We start from the raw sequence: 18423 nt of genomic DNA, 5'->3' as shown, positions 1-18423 counted from the left end.
ATGCGGGCATGACCGGGCAGCGGGAACCCTGGTTCGACGACGACGCCGGACCTCTGGTGCGGCCGTACGCCATCACCAAGGGTCGTACTGTCGGCGCGGGACACGACCTGGATATGCTCACGGTCGTGGTCAGAGCTCGAGGTGCCCCGACATTGCGCCGGATCGAACCCGAGTACACCGAAATCGTGCACCTGTGCACGGAAGCACAAACCGTGGCGGAGGTGGCAGCCGTCTTGAAACTGCCGCTGGCGGTGACCAAGATTCTCGTCGGAGATCTGATCGGTGACGGCCAACTGATCTTCCGGGCTCCCGTGCACATGGAGTCCGGTCCCGGCGACTTCAACATATTGCGAGCGGTACTGGATGGAATCCGAAAAATTTGACCCTGCCCGGATGGACCCCGGGGCTCCGGCTCTTGCTGCGTCGGTGAAGGTCCTCATCGCCGGTGGTTTCGGCGTCGGCAAGACCACCATGGTGGCCTCGATCAGCGAGATCCCGCCGTTACGTACCGAGGAGATGATCACCGAACTCAGTACCGGGATCGATGATCTGTCCGGTGTCGAATCCAAGACCACCACCACGGTGGCACTGGACTTCGGCCGGATCACCATCGACAAGGATCTGGTGCTGTACCTGTTCGGTACTCCCGGCCAGGATCGCTTCTGGTTCCTGTGGGACGAGCTCGCCCGGGGCGCGCTCGGTGCGGTGGTGCTGGCCGATACCCGGCGGCTGGGCAATTCCTTCGCCGCCATCGACTATTTCGAGCGGCGCGGCCTGCCGTTCCTGATCGCGGTGAACTGTTTCGACGGCGCGCCGCGGTACACGATCGACGAGGTCCGCGACGCGCTCGATCTGGATCCGTCCATCCCGGTGATGCTGTGCGACGCACGCGACCGGGTCTCGGCGAAGAATGTGCTGCTCAGTCTGATCGAGCATCTCATCGAACGGGCCACTCGCCCGAACCTCACGACCAAGTAGCCCGGTACGGCGGAGCCCTCGCCCGGCTCCGCCCGCCGGCGGTCAGTGGGCCAGCTGCCCCGCCGTGTGGAGCTCGTCGAAGAGCAGTTGATCCACCGGCGGCACCCGGGGCCGGTCGCGGTAGCCGAACCAGTCGAGTTCGGCGATCTCGCTGCTCGCAACCAGCGTTCCGTGATAATCCGCGCGGTAACAGCTCATCCGGACACGTACCGCGCCGTCGATCGCTTCGTATATCCCGACCGGTACCACGGTGTCGGCGACCAGTGCGACCGTCAGCTCCTCGGTGATCTCGCGCAGCAGCGTCTGCTCGTCGGATTCGCCGGCTTCACGTTTCCCGCCCGGAATGTAGAACACATCCTTGCCGCGCGGGCGCGCGCACAGAATCCGCCCGTCCTCGATGAGGACCCAGGCGACCGTATCGATGAGTTCCCCGAGCAGCTCTTCTGTCACACGGGCAGCCTAGAGGTACCGCTGCGCGCGACTTTCCGCCGCATCCCGGCACACCGGCGGTCTCGTCGCCGGCCCGCTCACGGGGCGATCTCGGCCAAGCTGCCACGGACCACGTGGTCGTGGACGTACCATGCGGACGTGGCCGATGCGAATCCCCCCGCCGCGCTGCGGGTCCTGGTCTACAGCAACGACGCCGACACCCGGAGCCAGGTGATGCTGGCACTCGGGCGTCGTCCGCATCCCGATCTACCACCGCTGGAATACCTCGAGGTGGCCACGGCCCCGGTGGTATCGGAGCGTATGGACGCCGGCGCCGCCGAACTGGCGATACTGGACGGTGAATCCGCTCCGGTGGGCGGAATGGGCCTGGCCAAACAGCTCAAGGACGAGATCCGCGACTGCCCGCCGCTCATCGTGCTCACCGGCCGCGCCGACGATGCCTGGCTGGCGAACTGGTCCCGGGCCGAAGCAGTCGCCGCGCACCCGATCGACCCGCTGCGGCTCACCGAGATCGTGGTCGATCTGCTCCGCCGGCGCTCCGCGGCCTGACGGTCGATTACGTTCTTTCGCTCATAAATCTCAGTCGCGAATTCGATCAAACCGGTCGATGAATCCGCGTTCGTACTGCCGCGACGGTTGTAGGCTGTGCTGTAGCTCACATGAGCGCGGGAGATGACATATGACCCGCGTCGACTGATCGGTCCCCCAGCCCACTCTCGAAATCGGGGACGATCCGGCGGCGCGGGCCCACCCATCGACCGCCCGACCCCGTTCGCGGAACCCGGTGGCACCACCGCGGGGTTCCAGTTCGCAAGGAGGGGAAGCGCAGTCGTGAACACCGAACTGCCGATACTGGTCCTCGGCGCGGTCGCCGCCGCCTTCGCGGTGATCTCGATCCTGATCGCGGGACTGATCGGCCCCAAACGCTACAACCGCGCCAAACTACAGGCCTACGAATGCGGTATCGAACCGACACCGCATGCGACCGCGGGTGGCGCGGAAAGTATCACCGGACAACGCTTTCCGGTGAAGTACTACCTGACCGCGATGCTGTTCATCATCTTCGATATCGAGATCGTGTTCCTCTACCCGTGGGCGGTCCATATCGATGCGCTCGGGGTGTTCGGCCTGGCCGCGATGGCGTTGTTCATCGTCAATGTCTCGGTCGCCTACGCCTACGAATGGCGGCGCGGCGGCCTCAGCTGGGACTGAGCCGCGAACCTCCGATCAGCCGCACCGCGCCCCGGCGCGGACAGATACCCAGGGAGTAGTCGGACATGGGTTTGGAAGAGAAACTGCCCAGTGGTTTCGTGCTCAGCACGGTCGAAGCCATGGCGGGGTACATGCGTAAGGGGTCGGTCTGGCCGGCCACCTTCGGCCTGGCCTGCTGCGCTATCGAGATGATGGCCACCGGCGGTGGCAGATTCGATTCGGCACGATTCGGGATGGAGGTCTTCCGCGCTTCGCCGCGGCAGGCGGATCTGATGATCGTGGCCGGCCGGGTCAGCCAGAAGATGGCGCCGGTCCTCCGTCAGGTCTACGACCAGATGACCGAACCGAAATGGGTACTGGCGATGGGGGTGTGCGCCTCCTCCGGCGGGATGTTCAACAACTACGCCATCGTGCAGGGCGTGGATCACGTGGTTCCCGTCGATATCTACCTACCGGGTTGCCCGCCCCGCCCGGAGATGCTGCTCAACGCCATCCTGGCACTGCACGAGAAGATCCAGGCGACCCCGATGGGCGTGAACCGCACCGAGGCGATCCGCGCCGCGGAGCAGGCGGCCCTGGCCGCCACACCGACCATTCGGATGGAAGGTCTGCTGCGATGAGCACCGACCGCCCCGAATCCACCGACAGCCGCGCCGTCGAACCCGAACAGCCGATCGATCCCACCGACGAGGTCATCGGAGTGCGCCGGGGTATGTTCGGGATCTCCGGCAGCGGTGACACCTCCGGATACGGCCGCCTGGTGCACCGGGTCGCGCTACCCGGCGGCAGCGCCCCGCCCTACGGGAGCTATTTCGATACAGTGGTCGACCTGCTGCGCGCGGCGCTGGCCGCGGACGCCGGGTTCGACGCCGCCGTCCGGAAGGTCGTGGTGGATCGCGACGAACTCACCCTGCACATCGACCGCGACCATCTCGTGGCGGTGGCGCGGGCGCTACGCGACGATCCGGCGCTGCGCTTCGAACTGTGCCTGGGGGTCAGCGGGGTGCACTACCCGGACGAATCCGGTCGTGAACTGCGCGCGGTGTACCACCTGAACTCGATCACCCACGGCCGGCGGATACGTCTCGAGGTCTCCGCCCCGGATTCCGATCCGCATATCCCGTCGCTGTACCGCGTGTACCCGACCTGCGACTGGCACGAACGCGAGACCTACGACTTCTTCGGTATCCGATTCGACGGGCATCCGTCCCTGACCCGCATCACCATGCCCGACGACTGGCGCGGCCATCCGCAGCGCAAGGACTACCCGCTGGGCGGGATACCGGTCGAGTACAAGGGCGCGCGGATACCGCCGCCCGATGAGCGGAGGGCGTACAGCTGATGAGCGAAACCGATTACCGGCCCGGAGTCTCCGGCGGGCCGGACAACGACGATTCCCGGACCGACCGGCCCGCGGCGGACCCGACCGGCGAGAACACCACCGAGCAGGTGCTGACGGTCGCCGGACAGGACTGGGACGAGGTCGCCGACGCCCTGCGCGGTGCGGGTGAGGAACGCATCGTCGTCAATATGGGCCCGCAGCATCCGTCCACCCACGGTGTGCTGCGGCTGATCCTGGAGATCGAGGGCGAAACGGTGGTCGAAGCCCGCTGCGGTATCGGCTACCTGCACACCGGTATCGAGAAGAATCTCGAATTCCGGGCCTGGGCCCAGGGCGTCACCTTCGTCACCCGGATGGACTACCTGTCCCCGTTCTTCAACGAGACCGCGTTCTGCCTCGGAGTCGAGCGGCTGCTCGGCATCACCGACGATATTCCCGAGCGCGCCACCGTGATCCGAGTGCTGCTCATGGAGCTCAACCGGATCTCCTCCCATCTGGTGGCGCTGGCGACCGGAGGGATGGAACTGGGTGCGCTCACCCCGATGCTGTTCGGCTTCCGGGAACGTGAACTGATCCTCGATGTCTTCGAGAACATCACCGGCCTGCGGATGAACCACGCGTACATCCGGCCCGGCGGTATCGCCCAGGACCTACCCGGCGACGCGGTGGCCAAGGTGCGCGATCTGCTGGCGCTGATGCCGAAACGCCTGCGCGATATGGAGCATCTGCTCACCCACAACCCGATCTTCAAGGCGCGCACCCAGGATATCGGCTACCTCGATCTGACCGGCTGTATCGCCCTCGGCGTCACCGGACCGGTGCTGCGATCCACCGGGCTGCCGCACGATCTGCGCAAGGCGATGCCCTACTGCGGTTACGACACTTACGAATTCACCGTTCCCACGACCGATACCTGCGATTGCTACGGCCGCTACCTCATCCGGATCGAGGAGATGAAACAGTCCCTCGCGATCGTGGAACAGTGCCTGGACCGGCTGCGGCCGGGCCCGGTCATGGTGGGAGACAAGAAGATCGCCTGGCCCGCCGATCTGGAACTGGGCCCCGACGGCCTGGGTAATTCCCCGCAGCACATCGGCAAGATCATGGGGACCTCGATGGAGGGGCTCATCCACCACTTCAAACTCGTCACCGAGGGCATCCGGGTACCCCCGGGACAGGTGTACACGGCGGTGGAATCCCCCCGCGGGGAACTCGGGGTGCATATGGTCAGCGACGGCGGCACCCGGCCCTACCGCGTGCACTACCGCGATCCCTCCTTCACCAATCTGCAGGCCGTGGCCGCGATGTGCGAAGGCGGCATGGTCGCCGATGTGATCGCGGCCGTCGCCAGTATCGATCCCGTGATGGGCGGGGTGGACCGCTGATGCGATACCGCCACCCGCCCTGCGGCCTCCGCGGACCACATGTACCGAATCCGAGGAGGATTCATGAGTGAGATCCTGTTGCGGTTGACCAGCCGTCCGCAGCCCTACTCCGCTGATGTGCGCGCCCGGCTGGAACCGGATGCGAAGGAGATCATCACGCGGTACCCGCAGCCGCGTTCGGCGCTGCTCCCACTGCTGCACCTCGTCCAGTCGGAGGAGGGTTTCGTCAGCAGCACCGGGATCGAGTTCTGCGCGGACCTGCTCGGACTCACCGGCGCCGAGGTGACCGCGGTCGCCACCTTCTACTCCATGTACCGGCGCACCCCCACCGGGGATTACCACGTCGGAGTGTGCACCAACACCCTCTGCGCGGTCCTCGGGGGCGATGCCATCCTGGCCGCACTGCGTGCGCATCTGGGGATCACGCACGGTGAGACCACCGCGGACGGCGCCGTCACGCTCGAACACATCGAATGCAACGCGGCCTGCGACTACGCGCCGGTGATCATGGTGAACTGGGAGTTCTTCGACAACCAGACCCCGGAATCGGCCCGCGCACTCGTGGACGCGCTCCGCGACGGACGAACGGTCACCCCGACCCGGGGAGCACCCCTGTGCACCTTCCGGGAAACCGCGCGGGTACTGGCCGGTTTCCCGGACACCCGGCCCGGGGTCCTCGACGGCGACCCGGGCGCTCCGACTCTCACCGGCCTCGACACCGCGCGGGAACAGGGTATGCGCGCCCCCGAGATACCGGATGACCTCGAGGGCGGTACCCGATGACCCTGACTCCGGTCCTCAGCAAATACTGGAACCTCCCGAATTCCTGGACCCTGGACACCTACCGGGCCCACCAGGGCTACGAGGCACTGTCACTCGCGCTCGCCATGACCCCCGACCAGGTGATCACCACCGTCAAGGACGCCGGGTTGCGCGGCCGCGGCGGCGCGGGTTTCCCGACCGGGATGAAATGGGGTTTCATCCCGCAGGACCCCGAACCCGACGGCTCGATGAAACCGCACTATCTGGTGGTCAACGCCGACGAGTCCGAACCCGGTACCTGCAAGGACATTCCGCTCATGCTGGCGGCCCCGCATTCGCTGATCGAGGGGGTGATCATCGCCGCCTACGCCATCCGCGCCGAGCACGCCTTCATCTATCTGCGTGGTGAAGTGGTCCCGGTGCTGCGCCGGCTGCAGGCCGCGGTCGCGGATGCCTACGCGGCCGGACTGCTGGGCCGGAACATCCTCGGCTCGGGCTACGATCTCGAGCTCACCGTGCACGCCGGCGCCGGCGCCTATATCTGCGGTGAGGAGACCGCACTGCTGGATTCGCTCGAGGGCCGGCGCGGACAGCCACGGTTACGTCCGCCGTTTCCCGCGGTCGCGGGCCTCTACGCCAGCCCCACCGTGGTGAACAATGTCGAATCCATCGCGAGTGTGCCGCCCATCATCCGCAACGGCCCGGCCTGGTTCCGTTCCATGGGCAGCGAGAAATCCCCCGGCTTCACGCTGTATTCGCTCTCCGGGCATATCGCTCGGCCGGGCCAGTACGAGGCACCGCTCGGTGTCACCCTGCGCGAACTGCTCGGTTACGCGGGCGGCGTGCGCGCGGGCCGGACGCTGAAGTTCTGGACCCCCGGCGGGTCCTCCACCCCGCTGTTCACCGCCGAACATCTCGATGTCCCACTGGACTACGAGAACGTGATGGCACAGGGGTCGATGCTGGGTACCAAGGCCCTGCAGATCTTCGACGATACGACCTGTGTGGTGCGTGCCGTCCTGCGCTGGACCGAGTTCTACGCCCACGAATCCTGCGGTAAGTGCACACCCTGCCGGGAGGGCACCTACTGGCTGGTGCAGCTGCTCACCCGCCTCGAATCGGGTCTGGGCACGCCCGCCGATCTCGACAAACTCCTGGATATCGCCGACAACATCAACGGCAAGTCCTTCTGCGCGCTGGGCGACGGCGCGGCCAGCCCCATCGTGTCCTCGCTGAAGTACTTCCGCGACGAATACCTCACGCATATGACGCTGGGCGGCTGCCCGTTCGATCCGGCCCGCGCGACCGCCTGGGCCGGATCCGCGCCCGGAGAGGGGATCCGATGACCGCCACCGTCCGTTCCGATTCCGCCGATCTGCAACCGGCCGACCTGGTCACCGTGACGATCGACGGCACCACGGTCAGCGTTCCCGCCGGAACACTGCTCATCCGCGCCGCCGAATTGATCGGTATCCAGATCCCGCGGTTCTGTGATCATCCACTGCTCGCTCCGGTCGGCGCCTGCCGGCAGTGCCTGGTGGAGGTCGAGGGACAACGCAAACCCGTGGCCTCCTGCACCATAACGGTCACCGAGGGTATGGTCGCGCACACCCAGCTCGATTCCGCCGTCGCCGAGAAGGCGCAGCAGGGCGTGATGGAGCTGCTGCTGATCAATCATCCGCTGGACTGTCCGGTCTGCGATAAGGGCGGGGAGTGCCCGCTACAGAACCAGGCCATGTCCACCGGGCGCGCGGAGACCCGTTTCGACGGGGTGAAACGCAAATACCCGAAACCGATTCCGCTGTCGACCGCGGTCCTGCTGGATCGCGAGCGGTGCGTACTGTGCGCCCGCTGCACCCGCTTCTCCCAGGAGATCGCCGGCGACCCGTTCATCGAACTGCTCGACCGCGGGGCGCTGCAGCAGGTCGGTACCGCCGAGCACGAACCCCTGGATTCGTACTTCTCCGGCAACACCGTGCAGATCTGCCCGGTCGGCGCGCTCACCGGCACCAGCTACCGGTTCCGGGCCCGCCCGTTCGATCTGGTGTCCAGCCCGAACGTCTGTGAGCACTGCGCGTCGGGATGCGCCCAGCGCACCGACCACCGCCGCGGCAAGGTGCTGCGCCGCCTCGCCGGCGACGATCCGGAGGTCAACGAGGAATGGAACTGCGACAAGGGCCGCTGGGCGTTCGCCTATGCCGGCGAACGGGACCGGATCACCGGCCCGCTGCTGCGCGGCGCGGACGGGACACTGGCACCGTGTTCGTGGTCGGAGGCGCTCGCGGCCGCCGCCCGCGGGCTGCGTGCCGGAGTCGGTAACGCGGCGGTGCTCACCGGCGGCCGGGTCACCGAGGAGGAGGCGTACGCGTACGCCAAATTCGCGCGAACGGTATTGGGCACCAACGATATCGATTTCCGGGCCCGGGCTCATTCGGCCGAGGAGGCGGAATTCCTGGGGGCCTGGGTAGCCGGGCACACCGGCTCCGTCACCTATGACAGTCTGGCCGCGGCACCGGTCGTGTTGCTGGCGGGATTCGAACCGGAAGAGGAATCGCCGATCGTCTATCTGCGGCTGCGCAAGGCAGCACGGACCCGAAGCGTACCGATCTTCTCGCTCGCCGCCTACGCATCACGCGGCCTGCAACGGATGTCGGGCAGTCTCCTCGCGACGGTCCCCGGCGCCGAGGCCCGGACCCTCGCCGAACTGGCCTCCTCCGGCGCCGGCCCGGCCCGGCTGCTGCGCGAACCCGGCGCGGTGATCCTGGTCGGCGAACGGCTGGCGGCCGCGCCCGGCGCGCTGTCGGCGGCGATCCGCCTGGCGGCCGATACCGGCGCCGCACTCGCCTGGGTCCCCCGGCGGGCCGGGGAACGCGGCGCGGTGGAGGCCGGCGCCCTGCCGGCACTGCTACCGGGCGGCCGCCCGGTGACCGACCCCGAGGCGCGCCGGCAGGTCGGCGATATCTGGGGTGTCACCGATCTTCCCGATACACCCGGTCGCGATATCGGTTCGACCCTCGACGGCACCGCCACCGTGAGCACCCTGGTGATCGGCGGTATCGAACTCGCCGATCTCCCCGACCCCGCCGCCGCCCGGGCCACACTGCGGGCCGCCGATTTCGTCATCTCCCTGGAACAGCGGCACAGCGAGGTCACCGACCACGCGGATGTCGTGTTCCCGGTGGCCACGGCGATGGAGAAATCCGGCACCTTCCGCACCTGGGAGGGCCGCCCACGACCGTTCGCGGCAGCTCTCACCGACAGCACGGTGCGCCGGACCGCCGCGCCGATGTCCGATCTACGGGTACTGCACAGTCTCGCGGCGGAACTCGGCGTATCGCTCGGGCTACCCGATACCGCGGCCGCACGCGCCGAACTCGACCGGCTCGGCGGCTGGACCGGCGCCACCGTCACGTCGCCCGCGTATCCGGCGGGTCCGCCCGCCCGCACCGAACCGGGCACCGCGGTGCTGGCGAGCTGGCGCCTGCTGCTGGACCTGGGCCGGATGCAGGACGGTGAACCGAATCTGGCCGGTATCGCGCGACCGCCCGTGGTCAGATTGTCGGCGGCCACCGCCGCGGAGGCCGGTGCCGCCGACGGTGATCCGGTCGTCGTCGCCACCGCGCACGGCGCGGTGACGCTCCCACTGGCCGTCACCGAGATGCCGGACCGCGTGGTGTGGGTGCCGATGAACTCACCCGGCTGCTCGATCCACACCGATCTCGGCGCCCGACCGGGCGATGTCGTACACCTACGGCACGCCGACCAGCGGACGGAGGCATCCGACCATGACTGATCTGTCCCTCTTCGGTCACGACCCGCTGTGGCTGGTCGCCGCCAAAGCCGTCGCCATATTCGTATTCCTGCTGCTGACCGTGCTGTTCGGGGTGTTGATCGAACGTAAGGTCGTGGCCTGGATGCAGATGCGGGTCGGGCCCGACCGGGTCGGGCCCAAGGGCCTGCTGCAGAGCGCCGCCGACGGCGTGAAGATGGCGTTCAAGGAAGATATCGTCCCCGCGATCGTCGATAAGCCGATCTTCGTGCTCGCACCGATCATCTCGGTGGTCTCGGCCGTGCTGGCCTTCGCCGTGATCCCGTTCGGGCCGGAGGTCTCCGTCTTCGGCCAGCGGACCGCGCTGCAACTCACCGATCTGCATGTGGGCGTTCTGTACATCCTGGCCGTCACCTCCATCGGTGTGTACGGAATCGTTCTGGCCGGTTGGGCGTCGGGTTCGACCTATCCACTGCTGGGCGGTCTGCGCTCCACCGCACAGGTGATCTCCTACGAGATCTCCATGGCCCTCTGTTTCGCGGCGGTGTTCCTGCTCGGCGGCACCATGGCGACCTCCGGCATCATCGCCGCCCAGCAGCCCACCTGGTACGTCTTCCTGCTGCTGCCCTCGTTCCTCATCTACTGCATCTCGATGGTCGGTGAGACCAACCGGGCGCCGTTCGATCTGCCCGAAGCCGAGGGCGAACTCGTCGGCGGGTTCCACACCGAGTATTCCTCGCTGAAATTCGCCATGTTCATGCTCGCCGAATACGTGAACATGGCGACCGTCTCCGCGCTGGCGACCACGATGTTCCTGGGCGGCTGGCGCGCCCCGTTCCCGATCAACCTCTGGGAGGGCGCGAATTCGGGATGGTGGCCGCTCCTGTGGTTCACCGCCAAGGTGTGGATGTTCCTGTTCGTGTTCATCTGGTTGCGCGGGACCCTGCCCCGACTGCGTTACGACCAGTTCATGAACCTGGGCTGGAAGCTGCTGATCCCGACCTCCCTCGCGTGGGTGATGGTGGTGGCCACCGCCCGGGTTCTCGATCTGGAGGGCTACCCGGTACGGACGCCGATTCTCGTGATCGGTGGTCTGTTGCTCACCGGACTGCTGGTCGGACTGTTCCTGCGGGCCGGTAACGCCCCGGCCGTCGCGCCGGAGTTCGGCCCCGAGGACGATCTACCGACCGGGAACGCCCCACCCGGCGCATCCGGGGGCACCCAGGTCTTCCTGGGATTCCCGACCCCGCCACTACCGGAACAGACCTCGACCATCACCTCCTCCCCCGGCCTGCTCGAACCACTGGCGGGTTTCGCGGTGACCGCGCTCACCATGTTCAAGAAACCCAATACCGAGTTCTATCCCGAGGAGAAGGTGCCCACCGCACCCCGGTACCACGGCCGCCATCAGCTCAATCGGCACCCCGACGGGCTGGAGAAGTGCATCGGCTGTGAACTGTGTGCCTGGGCCTGCCCCGCCGACGCGATCTTCGTCGAAGGAGCCGACAACACCGACGAGGAGCGCTTCTCCCCCGGCGAACGGTACGGGCGCGTGTACCAGATCAACTATCTGCGCTGTATCGGCTGCGGGCTGTGCATCGAAGCCTGCCCGACCCGGGCGCTGACGATGACCAACGAGTACGAGCTCACCGACGACAATCGCGCCGATCTCATCTACGAGAAGGACCGGCTGCTCGCACCGCTCGCCCCGGAGATGGAGGCCCCGCCCCACGCCATGCAGCCGGGCACCACCGAGGCCGACTACTACCTCGGGCGGGTGGATGCCGCACCGGCCCGACCCACCGCCGAGACCGCGCAGGGAGGTTCCCGATGATCGGCCTCGAATCGTCCGTCCTCGCCGCCCCGCCGCTGACGGACGCCGGCACCGGCGAAACGGTGCAGTTCTGGATACTCGCTCCGCTGGCGGTGATCGGCGCGCTCGGTATGGTGTTCGCGGCCAAGGCCGTTCATTCGGCGATCTGCCTGGCCGCCACGATGATCACGCTCGCGGTGTTCTACATCGCCCAGGACGCGCTGTTCCTCGGGGTGGTGCAGATCGTGGTGTACACCGGCGCGGTCATGATGCTGTTCCTGTTCGTACTCATGCTGGTCGGCGTCGATTCGGCGGAATCCCTGCGGGAGACGCTGCGCGGGCAGCGGATCGCCGCGGCGGTGGTCGGTATCGGCTTCGGAGTGTTGCTGTGCTCGGGTATCGCGCACGGTATCCGCAATTCCGGAATCGAGTTCCCGGCCACCGGTTTCCCGGGTCGTGATGTGATCGGATCGCTGGCCGAGCTGATCTTCGTCCGGTACGTGTGGGCGTTCGAGCTCACCGGCGCGCTGCTGATCGCCGCCACCATCGGCGCCATGCTGCTGGCGCATCGCGAGCAGTTCGGCCCGAAGCTCGGCCAGCGGGAACTGTCGCGCCGGCGCTTCCGGGACGCCGGGCACCGGCCGACCCCGCTGCCCACCCCGGGGGTCTACGCCCGGCACAACGCCGTGGACATACCGGCCCGGCTCCCGGACGGATCCTTCGAGGAACTCTCGGTCTCGACCATTCTGCGCCACCGCCGTACCCAGGCGCTCACCGATGCGGCCGTGCTCTCGGTCGGTTCCCCGGCAGACCCCGGACCCGGTACCGGCACCGCGAATCCCGCCGACGAGGAAGGTATCCGGTGAATCCCGAGAACTATCTCTTCCTGTCCGCGCTACTGTTCACGATCGGCGCCGCGGGAGTCCTGCTACGACGTAACGCGATCATCGTCTTCATGTGCATCGAGCTCATGCTCAACGCGGTGAATCTCGCGTTTGTGACCTTCGCCAGGATGCACGCGAATCTGGACGGCCAGGTTTTCGCCTTCTTCACCATGGTGGTCGCGGCGGCCGAGGTCGTGGTCGGTCTGGCCATCATCGTCACCATCTTCCGCGCCCGCCGCTCGACCTCGGTCGACGACGCCAACCTGCTGAAGTTCTGACGTGCTCGGGTCGAACGCGAAGGCGGTAGCGCAGCGTGACCACGCAGCGCTTCCGGGCATGTCGAAAGGACACTGACGTGGATACCGCAACGCTGTGGCTGCTGCCCGCCCTGCCCCTGGCCGGCGCCGCCGTACTGCTGCTCACCGGGCGTCGCTCCGACGCATGGGGTCATCTGCTCGCCACCGTCACCGCGCTGGCCTCGTTCGTCGTGGCGGTGATCGCGTTCTTCGGGATGCTCGGCCGTTCGGGCGTCGATCGCGCGGTGAGCCTGGATCTGTTCAGCTGGGTTCCGGTGGCCGGGCTCCAGGTCGATTTCGGGCTGGCCCTGGATCAGTTGTCGATCTGCTTCGCGCTGCTCATCACCGGCGTCGGATCGCTCATCCACATCTACTCCGTCGGCTATATGCGCGACGATCCCGGCCGCCGCCGGTTCTTCGCCTACCTGAACCTGTTCCTGGCCGCCATGCTGCTGCTGGTGCTGGCGAACAACTACCTGGTGTTGTATCTGGGCTGGGAAGGGGTCGGGCTGGCCTCGTATCTGCTGATCGGTTTCTGGTACCACAAACCCACGGCGGCCACGGCGGCGAAGAAGGCGTTCGTGGTCAACCGGGTCGGCGATATGGGCCTGGCGATCGCCATGATGATCATGTTCACCACCTTCGGATCCCTCGATTTCACCGCGGTTTTCGCCGCGGCACCGGGTGCGAGCGATGCCACCCTCACGGCGGTGGGCCTGTTCCTGCTGCTGGCGGCGTGCGGTAAATCCGCTCAGGTCCCGCTGCAATCGTGGCTCGGTGACGCCATGGAAGGTCCCACCCCGGTTTCGGCACTCATCCACGCGGCCACCATGGTCACCGCCGGTGTGTACCTGATCGCCCGCTCCGGCCCGATCTACGATCTCACGCCCACGGCTCGGGTCGCGGTGGTGGTGGTCGGCGCGGTCACCCTGCTCTTCGGTGCGATCATCGGCTGCGCCAAGGACGACATCAAGAAGGCGCTCGCGGCCTCCACCATGAGCCAGATCGGCTATATGGTCCTGGCCGTCGGCCTCGGGCCCGCCGGTTATGCCGTGGCCATCATGCATCTGCTGACCCACGGCTTCTTCAAGGCGGGACTGTTCCTCGGCGCGGGTTCGGTCATGCACGCCATGGACGACGAAACCGATATGCGGCGCTACGGTGGATTGCGCACCCTGTTACCGATCACCTATGTGACCTTCGGACTCGGCTATCTCGCGATCATCGGGGTCCCACCGTTCGCCGGGTTCTTCTCCAAGGACCGCATCATCGAAGCCGCGTTCGCCGCCGAGGGTGCCGCCGGTCCGATCCTGGGCACCGTCACGCTGCTGGGCGCCGGTCTCACCGCGTTCTATATGACCCGGGTGATGCTGCTGACCTTCTTCGGCGAACGGCGCTGGAAACCCGATACCCACCCGCACGAATCCCCGGCCGTGATGACCGGCCCGATGATCCTGCTGGCACTCGGTTCGGTCGGCGCCGGAGCGGTTTTCGTCTGGGGTTCGTCACTGCAGAACTGGCTGGCGCCGGTCGTCGGCGAACATCACGGCGAACCGATCCTGCCGGTCCCGGTGATCACCGGGCTGGCGCTGGCGGTGGTCGCGGTGGGTGTCGCGGTCGCCTACCGGCAGTACGGGCGCAGCGCGGTACCCGACAGCGCACCGCAGGAGGTGACCGCGCTGACGGTGGCCGCCCGGCGCGATCTCTACGGTGACGCCGTCAACGAGGCCGCCTTCATGCGGCCCGGACGCCATCTGACCCGGGCTCTGGTCTTCCTCGACAACCGCGGGATCGACGGTCTCGTCAACGGCACCGCCGCGGTCATCGGCGGTGTGTCCGCACGCGCCCGCCGGATCCAGACCGGTTTCGTCCGTTCCTATGCCCTGTCCATGTTCACCGGCGCGGCCCTGGTGGCCGCAGCCCTGCTGGCCGTGAGGATCTGGTGAGCGCCGTGCCCTGGTTGTCCGTGCTCTGGCTGTTGCCCGTGGTGGGCGCGGCGGTCGTACTCCTATTGCCGGCCGCGCAGCGGCTACTGGCCCGCTGGGTCGGTCTGATGGTCGCCGTCGCGACCTTCGGAGTGGCGCTCGGCGTGGCCGCGGCGTTCCAGCCCGGCGGCGAACAGTTCCAGTTCGTCGAATCCCATACCTGGATCCCGGCGTTCGGGGCCGGTTACACCCTCGGGGTGGACGGGATCGCCCTGGTCCTGGTGCTGCTCACCGCCGGTCTGGTGCCGCTGCTCATCGTCGCCGGCTGGCACGACGATCGTGAGGTGGGGACCGGAAAGCGGGTGGCGCACACCTATATCGCGCTGACCCTGCTGGTCGAGGCCATGGTGCTGGTGTCCTTCCTGTCGCTGGACATCCTGCTGTTCTATGTGTTCTTCGAGGCCATGCTCATCCCGATGTACTTCCTCATCGGCGGTTTCGGTCCCCGCACCGACGATGCGCAGGTCCGGCAGCAGCGTTCCCGCGCCGCGGTGAAGTTCCTGCTGTACAACCTCTTCGGCGGATTGATCATGCTCGCCGCGGTGATCGGACTCTACGTACTCACCGTCCAGCAGGACCTCGGTGTCGACGGCGCCGGCACCTTCGACCTGCGCACCGTGGTGGCGGCAGCCAATTCCGGACAGCTCGGCGCCGGACCCGCGGTGCTCAACGCCCTGTTCCTCGGGTTCATGTTCGCGTTCGCGGTGAAGGCGCCGCTGTGGCCGCTGCACACCTGGCTACCGGACGCCGCGGTATCGGCGACCCCGGCGAGTGCGGTGCTGATGATGGCGGTGGTGGACAAGGTCGGCACCTTCGGCATGTTGCGCTACTGCCTGCTGCTGTTCCCGTCGGCGGTCGACACCTACGCACCGCTGGTGATCACCCTGGCCGTGATCGGCATCATCTACGGCGCACTGCTCGCCATCGGCCAGACCGACGTGATGCGGCTCATCGCCTATACCTCGATCTCGCATTTCGGGTTCATCGTGCTCGGTATCTTCGCCATGACCAGTCAGGGCCAGACGGGCGCGACGCTGTACATGGTCAACCACGGCCTGTCCACGGCGGCACTGTTCCTGGTGGCCGGATTCCTGGTCTCCCGGCGCGGCAGCCGGCTCATCGCCGACTACGGTGGAGTCCAGAAGGTGGCGCCGGTCCTGGCCGGGTCCTTCTTCATCGCGGGCCTGGCCACCCTGTCACTGCCCGGGCTGGCGCCGTTCGTCAGCGAATTCCTTGTGCTGATCGGCACTTTCAGCAGGTATCAGGTGGCCGCGGTGATCGCCGCCGGTGCGCTGGTACTCGCCGCCATCTATGTGCTCTGGCTGTACCAGCGGATGATGACAGGGCCGGTCGCCGAGGGCAGCGAACGTATCCGTGATCTGGTGCCCCGCGAACTCGTGGTCGTGGTGCCGCTTCTCGGCGCCCTGATCTTCTTCGGGGTGTATCCGAAGCCGGTGCTCGACTTCATCGATCCCGCGGTGACCCAGACCCTCACCACCGTCGGCAGTGTCGATCCATCACCGCCGGTCCCGGCTCGGCCGGAGGCGGCGAATTCCGGAGGTGTGCATCATGAGCGCTGACTTGCCCACCGGCGTGGTACTGGCAGCGTCGGTACCCGCGCCGAGTATCGAATACCACGTGCTGGCACCGATTCTCATCGTGTTCGGGGCAGCAGTGGCCGGGGTCCTGGTGGACGCGTTCTTCCCGCGCCGGTGGCGGTATCGAGCACAGCTGATCCTCACGCTGGGCGCTCTGGTGGCCGCTCTGGTGGCCGTACTGCTGCTCACGGGAACGGCCACCACCGCGGCGGTCGGCGCGGTCGCCGTGGACGGGGTCACCCTTTTCCTGCAGGGCACACTGCTGATCGTCGGGATCCTCTCGGTACTGTTCGTCGCCGAGCGCGGTCCACTCCCCCGCCCACGGTCGGGGCCGGGGACCTGGAGCCGCGCCGCCGCGACCGCCGACTACGGTATGGACGCCTTCACACCGCAGGCCTCCGCCGTCCCGGGCAGCGGCGCCGAGCGCTCCGCGGCCACCGCGGGTATCACGCCCACCGAGGTGTTCCCGCTACTGCTGCTGGCGCTGGGCGGACTGCTGCTCTTCCCCGCCGCCAACGATCTGCTCACCATGTTCGTCGCGCTGGAAGTTCTCTCGCTGCCGCTGTACCTGCTGTGCGGCCTCGCCCGCCGGCGCCGGCTGCTCTCCCAGGAAGCGGCCCTGAAGTACTTCCTGCTCGGCGCGTTCTCCTCGGCCTTCTTCCTGTACGGGGTCGCGTTGCTGTACGGCCAGACCGGCACCGTCCGCCTCGCCGGTATCGCCGACGCGCTCGCCGCCGACACCGGCGCACCCACCCTGGCACTGCTGGGCGTGGCCATGCTGGCCGTGGGGCTGCTGTTCAAGGTCGGCGCGGTACCGTTCCAGGCCTGGGTACCCGATGTGTACCAGGGCGCCCCCACGCCGATCACCGCGTTCATGGCGGCCGCGACCAAGATCGCCGCCATCGGCGCGCTGCTGCGGGTACTGGCGGTGGGAGTACCGGGAATCGCCGACGACTGGCGTCCGGTACTCGCGGCCGTCGCCGTCGCCACCATGGTGGTCGGGGCGATTCTCGCGATCACGCAGACCGATATGAAGCGAATGCTCGCGTATTCGTCCATCGCCCATACCGGATTCCTGCTCACCGCTCTGGTCGCCGCCGACGATCGCGGAATCGCCGCGACCCTGTTCTACCTGTTCGTCTACGGGCTCGGCACACTCGGCGCCTTCGCGATCGTGAGCACGGTCCGCGAAACGGACGGTACCGAGGCGACCGCTCTGTCGCGCTGGGCCGGGCTGGGCCGCCGGTCCCCGTGGCTCGCCACCATGTTCGCACTGCTGCTGCTGTCGTTCGCCGGTATCCCCATCACCGCCGGTTTCGTCGCCAAATTCGCGGTCTTCCAGGCGGCTGCCGGTAGCGATGCCGGACTGCTGGTGATCGTCGGTGTGCTGGCCAGCGCGGTCGCCGCGTTCTTCTACATCCGGGTGATCGTGCTGATGTTCTTCACCGACCCGCCGGCCGATCCGCCCGAGGTGGTCCGCCCACCCGCCGCGACCGCGATCGCCGGGGTGGCGGCACTGGCGACCCTGGCCCTCGGCATCGCCCCGCAACCGCTCCTGGAGCTGGCCGATCGCGCCGGCGAATTCGTGCGCTGACCCGGCGGCGCGCTCGCCCGGTTCGCCGAGCGGGCATGCCGAAACGACTACGACGGGTACCGTGCCGGTCGCATACCGGTCTGTGGTCCGGGTCTCGGTGACCGAGGATCCGGCGACCACGGACCGATCCTGGACGAACCGGCATCGATGCACAGCCGGGCGGGCGCCGGCTCCGCCCAGGCATGAGCAGGTAAACCGGACGTGCGGTCCCGGCCTGCGCCGGACCGCTCCGGCTCCGAGCGAGTTGCCATCGGCGATGGTGGACGAAGCGGCGCAACGGAATCGAGCAGCCCCGGCACGCTGATGGACGGGTCCCGGCCGCGGATTGCGGCGGAGAGCCGCGCGTTCGGCGAAG

17 protein-coding genes are annotated in these 18423 nt (G+C 67.5%); 16 read left to right on the top strand and 1 reads right to left on the bottom strand.

Going from position 1 to position 18423, the window contains the following annotated elements; genetic code table 11:
- Positions 1-8 precede the first annotated feature (8 nt).
- Together ACWEWT_RS00615 and ACWEWT_RS00610 are read left to right on the top strand one after the other, a co-directional pair.
- Positions 9-383, top strand: a complete 375-nt coding sequence (locus ACWEWT_RS00615) for a DUF742 domain-containing protein (protein ID WP_452554718.1) — start codon at positions 9-11, stop codon at positions 381-383.
- Between the two features lie 10 nt (positions 384-393).
- On the top strand, positions 394-978 hold the full coding sequence (locus ACWEWT_RS00610) for a GTP-binding protein (protein WP_036512093.1): 585 nt from the start codon (positions 394-396) through the stop codon (positions 976-978).
- Between the two features lie 42 nt (positions 979-1020).
- Here the strand turns inward: ACWEWT_RS00610 and ACWEWT_RS00605 are convergent, their stop codons facing one another.
- Positions 1021-1428 carry an NUDIX hydrolase gene (locus ACWEWT_RS00605; protein WP_452554716.1) on the bottom strand — a complete coding sequence of 136 codons (408 nt, stop codon included), beginning with the start codon at positions 1426-1428 and terminating at the stop codon, positions 1021-1023.
- A 138-nt stretch (positions 1429-1566) separates the two neighbouring features.
- Between ACWEWT_RS00605 and ACWEWT_RS00600 the strand changes: the two genes are divergently transcribed.
- From ACWEWT_RS00600 to nuoN, 14 genes are all read left to right on the top strand, one after another.
- Positions 1567-1977 carry an Rv3143 family two-component system response regulator gene (locus ACWEWT_RS00600; protein ID WP_452554714.1) on the top strand — a complete coding sequence of 137 codons (411 nt, stop codon included), beginning with the start codon at positions 1567-1569 and terminating at the stop codon, positions 1975-1977.
- Between the two features lie 282 nt (positions 1978-2259).
- Complete coding sequence (locus ACWEWT_RS00595) at positions 2260-2640, top strand: NADH-quinone oxidoreductase subunit A (RefSeq protein WP_452554712.1); 381 nt, start codon at positions 2260-2262, stop codon at positions 2638-2640.
- A 65-nt stretch (positions 2641-2705) separates the two neighbouring features.
- Positions 2706-3260: a NuoB/complex I 20 kDa subunit family protein gene (locus ACWEWT_RS00590; RefSeq protein WP_058855699.1), complete on the top strand. Its 555-nt coding sequence runs from the start codon at positions 2706-2708 to the stop codon at positions 3258-3260.
- Positions 3257-3982 carry an NADH-quinone oxidoreductase subunit C gene (locus ACWEWT_RS00585; protein WP_452554710.1) on the top strand — a complete coding sequence of 242 codons (726 nt, stop codon included), beginning with the start codon at positions 3257-3259 and terminating at the stop codon, positions 3980-3982. Before ACWEWT_RS00590 ends, ACWEWT_RS00585 begins: the two co-directional genes overlap by 4 nt.
- Positions 3982-5367 (top strand): NADH-quinone oxidoreductase subunit D, encoded by a 1386-nt coding sequence (locus ACWEWT_RS00580; protein ID WP_452554708.1) that lies wholly within the window; start codon positions 3982-3984, stop codon positions 5365-5367. The genes ACWEWT_RS00585 and ACWEWT_RS00580 overlap by 1 nt, the downstream gene beginning before the upstream one ends.
- A gap of 63 nt (positions 5368-5430) precedes the next feature.
- Positions 5431-6150, top strand: a complete 720-nt coding sequence (gene nuoE, locus ACWEWT_RS00575) for an NADH-quinone oxidoreductase subunit NuoE (RefSeq protein ID WP_452554706.1) — start codon at positions 5431-5433, stop codon at positions 6148-6150.
- Positions 6147-7475 (top strand): NADH-quinone oxidoreductase subunit NuoF, encoded by a 1329-nt coding sequence (nuoF, locus tag ACWEWT_RS00570; protein ID WP_452554704.1) that lies wholly within the window; start codon positions 6147-6149, stop codon positions 7473-7475. Before nuoE ends, nuoF begins: the two co-directional genes overlap by 4 nt.
- Positions 7472-9922, top strand: coding sequence for an NADH-quinone oxidoreductase subunit G (locus ACWEWT_RS00565; protein WP_452554702.1), 2451 nt, complete (start codon positions 7472-7474; stop codon positions 9920-9922). Before nuoF ends, ACWEWT_RS00565 begins: the two co-directional genes overlap by 4 nt.
- Positions 9915-11732: an NADH-quinone oxidoreductase subunit NuoH gene (nuoH, locus tag ACWEWT_RS00560; protein WP_452554700.1), complete on the top strand. Its 1818-nt coding sequence runs from the start codon at positions 9915-9917 to the stop codon at positions 11730-11732. The genes ACWEWT_RS00565 and nuoH overlap by 8 nt, the downstream gene beginning before the upstream one ends.
- The gene (locus ACWEWT_RS00555; protein WP_452554698.1) at positions 11729-12577 is read left to right on the top strand and encodes an NADH-quinone oxidoreductase subunit J; all 849 of its coding nucleotides are present in this window, start codon (positions 11729-11731) and stop codon (positions 12575-12577) included. The genes nuoH and ACWEWT_RS00555 overlap by 4 nt, the downstream gene beginning before the upstream one ends.
- On the top strand, positions 12574-12873 hold the full coding sequence (gene nuoK / locus ACWEWT_RS00550; RefSeq protein ID WP_030519458.1) for an NADH-quinone oxidoreductase subunit NuoK: 300 nt from the start codon (positions 12574-12576) through the stop codon (positions 12871-12873). Before ACWEWT_RS00555 ends, nuoK begins: the two co-directional genes overlap by 4 nt.
- Positions 12874-12950: 77 nt before the next feature.
- A complete protein-coding gene (nuoL, locus tag ACWEWT_RS00545; protein WP_452554696.1) occupies positions 12951-14837 on the top strand; it encodes an NADH-quinone oxidoreductase subunit L in 1887 nt (628 codons plus the stop codon).
- Positions 14834-16456: an NADH-quinone oxidoreductase subunit M gene (locus ACWEWT_RS00540; RefSeq protein ID WP_452554694.1), complete on the top strand. Its 1623-nt coding sequence runs from the start codon at positions 14834-14836 to the stop codon at positions 16454-16456. Before nuoL ends, ACWEWT_RS00540 begins: the two co-directional genes overlap by 4 nt.
- Positions 16446-18068: an NADH-quinone oxidoreductase subunit NuoN gene (gene nuoN / locus ACWEWT_RS00535; protein WP_452554692.1), complete on the top strand. Its 1623-nt coding sequence runs from the start codon at positions 16446-16448 to the stop codon at positions 18066-18068. Before ACWEWT_RS00540 ends, nuoN begins: the two co-directional genes overlap by 11 nt.
- Positions 18069-18423 lie beyond the last annotated feature (355 nt).

Source organism: Nocardia sp. NPDC003963 (genome assembly GCF_053605105.1).
Note: the sequence above shows the minus strand (reverse complement) of the source record. Positions and strands in the feature narration are given on the sequence as shown.

Coding starts and splice junctions, on each gene's coding strand:
- nuoE (WP_452554706.1), top strand. CDS start 5,431: ATGAGTGAGATCCTGTTGCGGTTGACCAGCCGTCCGCAGCCCTACTCC.
- ACWEWT_RS00565 (WP_452554702.1), top strand. CDS start 7,472: ATGACCGCCACCGTCCGTTCCGATTCCGCCGATCTGCAACCGGCCGAC.
- ACWEWT_RS00585 (WP_452554710.1), top strand. CDS start 3,257: ATGAGCACCGACCGCCCCGAATCCACCGACAGCCGCGCCGTCGAACCC.
- ACWEWT_RS00590 (WP_058855699.1), top strand. CDS start 2,706: ATGGGTTTGGAAGAGAAACTGCCCAGTGGTTTCGTGCTCAGCACGGTC.
- nuoF (WP_452554704.1), top strand. CDS start 6,147: ATGACCCTGACTCCGGTCCTCAGCAAATACTGGAACCTCCCGAATTCC.
- ACWEWT_RS00555 (WP_452554698.1), top strand. CDS start 11,729: ATGATCGGCCTCGAATCGTCCGTCCTCGCCGCCCCGCCGCTGACGGAC.
- nuoN (WP_452554692.1), top strand. CDS start 16,446: ATGAGCGCTGACTTGCCCACCGGCGTGGTACTGGCAGCGTCGGTACCC.
- nuoH (WP_452554700.1), top strand. CDS start 9,915: ATGACTGATCTGTCCCTCTTCGGTCACGACCCGCTGTGGCTGGTCGCC.
- ACWEWT_RS00580 (WP_452554708.1), top strand. CDS start 3,982: ATGAGCGAAACCGATTACCGGCCCGGAGTCTCCGGCGGGCCGGACAAC.
- ACWEWT_RS00610 (WP_036512093.1), top strand. CDS start 394: ATGGACCCCGGGGCTCCGGCTCTTGCTGCGTCGGTGAAGGTCCTCATC.
- ACWEWT_RS00615 (WP_452554718.1), top strand. CDS start 9: ATGACCGGGCAGCGGGAACCCTGGTTCGACGACGACGCCGGACCTCTG.